Source organism: Streptomyces sp. SPB074 (assembly GCF_000154905.1).
Classification (GTDB): domain Bacteria; phylum Actinomycetota; class Actinomycetes; order Streptomycetales; family Streptomycetaceae; genus Streptomyces.
Genome location: NZ_GG770539.1, coordinates 4,368,611 through 4,371,860 on the forward strand (window position 1 = coordinate 4,368,611; position 3,250 = coordinate 4,371,860).

General features: G+C 72.2%; 2 protein-coding genes. One reads left to right on the forward strand and one right to left on the reverse strand.

The features are described from left to right. A partial coding sequence (gene pcrA / locus SSBG_RS18345) for a DNA helicase PcrA (protein WP_037870093.1) occupies positions 1 to 2,070 on the forward strand: 2,070 nt, incomplete at its 5' end. Positions 2,071 to 2,152: 82 nt separating this feature from the next. Here pcrA and SSBG_RS18350 read toward each other — a convergent pair. Beyond that, positions 2,153 to 3,250 (reverse strand): M23 family metallopeptidase (locus SSBG_RS18350; protein ID WP_078491345.1); only part of this gene is annotated, 1,098 nt, incomplete at its 5' end.

Sequence of the window (3,250 nt, forward strand, 5' to 3'; positions counted from 1 at the left end):
CTCGTCGGGCCGCGTGCGGGGGCGATGTGGGTCTCGACGTTCCACAGCGCCTGCGTCCGCATCCTGCGCCGCGAGTCGAAGAAGCTCGGCTTCACGTCCTCGTTCTCGATCTACGACGCGGCCGATTCCAAGCGGCTCATGGCGCTCGTCTGCCGTGACCTGGACCTCGACCCCAAGCGTTTCCCGCCGAAGTCCTTCACGGCGAAGATCTCGAACCTCAAGAACGAGCTGATCGACGCCGAGGCGTACGCGGACGAGGTCGCGGGCGAGGCCGCCGGGGCCTTCGAGAAGACGCTCTCGCAGGCGTACACGACGTACCAGGCGCGCCTGCGCGAGGCGAACGCGCTGGACTTCGACGACATCATCATGACGACGGTCCATCTGCTCCAGGCGTTCCCCGACGTCGCCGAGCACTACCGCCGCCGCTTCCGGCACGTCCTGGTCGACGAGTACCAGGACACCAACCACGCGCAGTACACGCTGGTCAAGGAGCTGGTCGGGCCCGCCGACGGGGGGACGGGGTACGACGGCGGCCCGGCGCCGGAGCCGGCCGAGCTGTGCGTCGTGGGCGACGCGGACCAGTCGATCTACGCCTTCCGTGGCGCGACGATCCGCAACATCCTCCAGTTCGAGGAGGACTACCCGAACGCGAAGACGATCCTCCTGGAGCAGAACTACCGCTCCACGCAGACGATCCTCTCCGCCGCCAACGCCGTCATCGAGCGCAACGAGAACCGCCGCCCGAAGAACCTGTGGACCGAGGCGGGCAACGGCCCGAAGATCACCGGGTACGTCGCCGACACGGAGCACGACGAGGCGCAGTTCGTCGCGGACGAGATCGACCGGCTCACCGACGCCGGCGACGCGAAGCCGGGCGACATGGCCGTGTTCTACCGCACGAACGCGCAGTCCCGTGTCTTCGAAGAGGTCTTCATCCGCGTCGGGCTGCCCTACAAGGTCGTCGGCGGCGTCCGCTTCTACGAGCGCCGCGAGGTCCGCGACGTCCTCGCCTACCTGCGCGTCCTCGCCAACCCCGAGGACAGCGTGCCGCTGCGCCGCATCCTCAACGTGCCCAAGCGCGGCATCGGGGACCGCTCCGAGGCGATGATCGACGCGCTCTCGCAGCGCGAGCGGATCACCTTCCCGCAGGCGCTCAGGCGGGTGGACGAGGCGTACGGGATGGCGGCCCGCTCGGCGAACGCGATCAAGCGGTTCAACACACTGATGGAGGAGCTGCGCACGATCACCGAATCGGGCGCGGGCCCCGCCGTCGTCCTGGAGGCCGTTCTCGAACGGACCGGGTATCTCGCCGAGTTGCAGGCGTCGACCGACCCGCAGGACGAGACGCGTATCGAGAACTTGCAGGAACTCGCCTCCGTGGCGCTGGAGTTCGAGCAGGAGCGGGGCGACGAGGAGGGGGCCGGGACGCTCGCGGAGTTCCTGGAGAGGGTCGCGCTCGTCGCCGACTCCGACCAGATCCCCGACGAGGAGGACGGTGACGGCGTCATCACGCTGATGACGCTGCACACCGCGAAGGGCCTGGAATTCCCCGTCGTCTTCCTCACCGGCATGGAGGACGGCGTCTTCCCGCACATGCGGGCGCTCGGGCAGGTCAAGGAGCTGGAGGAGGAGCGGCGGCTCGCCTACGTGGGCATCACGCGTGCCCGCGAACGGCTCTACCTGACCCGTTCCACGCTGCGCAGCGCCTGGGGCCAGCCGCAGTACAACCCGCCTTCGCGGTTCCTGGAGGAGATCCCCGCCGACCACCTGGAGTGGAAGCGGACGGGTGCGGCGCCCGCCAAGGTGGCGGCCGGTCCGGCGGCCGGGATCGCGGCCTCGCTGTCGTCCTCGCGCGCGCGGCGCGGCGCGCCCGCGTTCGCGACGCGGCGCGCGGAGGAGAAGCCGGTGGTCGCCCTCGCGGTCGGGGACCGGGTGACGCACGACCAGTTCGGGCTGGGCACGGTCGTCGGAGTGAAGGGCGCCGGGGGCAACGCGGAGGCGACAGTGGACTTCGGGGGGGAGAAGCCGAAGCGGCTGCTGCTGCGGTACGCGCCGGTGGAGAAGTTGTAGCGCGGGTCCTGCGGGGGGTGGGGAGCTGCCCCGCGCCCCGCCCTGCGAGTACCGGAGGGGCCGGCCGGGGTGCGTCCGGTCTCTAGGTGGGGTCCAGGCCGTGGCTGCGCAGCCACGGCAGGGGGTCGATCGCCGCGCCGGCGCCGGGCCGTACCTCGAAGTGCATGTGCGGGCCGGTCGAGTTGCCCGAGTTCCCCGAGTGGGCGATGACCTGTCCGGCCTTGACCGGGGTCCCGCTCGGAAGCGTCGTGCTGGAGAGGTGGCAGTACCAGGTCTCCGTGCCGTCCTTCGCGGTGAGGATCGCCATGTTCCCGTAGGCGCTGTTCCACTGGCTCCGCACGGTGCCGTCGGTCGCGGCCATGACGGGGGTGCCGTAGGCGACGGGGAAGTCGATGCCGGTGTGCTGCGACATCCAGTTGACGCCCGCCTGCCCGAAGTAGGCGCTCAGGCCGCGCTGCGTGACGGGGAGGACGAATTTGGGGCGCTCGCGCTCCTTGCGCGCGGCCTCGGCGACGGCGGCCTTGTGCTCCGCCTCCTTCTTCGCCTTGAGATCGATGCGCTCCTGGGTGCGGCTCGCGCGGTCGGCGACGTCGTCGGCGGCGCGGGAGAGATCGGCGAGCTGGGTGTCGAGCCTGTTGTTCGCGGCGGCGGCCTTGACGGGCGAGGTCGGGGCGCTCGCCGTGTTGGCGGTGGCGCTGTCGCCGCCGAAGTCCCCGACGGAGGCGGCGGCGACCCCCGCGACCCCCATGACGCACGCGGACGGCACCGCGATGGTGAGGAGCGCGGAGCGCTTGGCGGGACGGCGCCTGCCGCGCCCGCGTCCGGCCTCGGGCTGCTCCCCGGGCCCGTGCGGGGGCGCCCCGGCGCCGACGAGCGGGAGTTCCCCCGTCTCGCCGGTCTCCCGCGCCCCGCCGACGTCACCCGTGTCGCTCGCGGGGGGCTCCGGGGTGTGCTCGCGCGCCGTGGAGCCGGGCGGGACGGGGAGCGGAGTGCCGTGCGGGGGTGTGCTCAGGTCGGGGTGGCCGGGGGCCGCCGCGTTCCACGCGGAGGCGTCGTACGTGCCGGTGTCGGCGCCCGAGTGGCTCAGCCCCTCCGAGGCCCCGCCCCGCGCGGGCATCGCGCCGGGCTGGTGCGGGAGCGGACCCGTGTCGTAACTCCCCTCGCCCCAGGGGGTATTGGC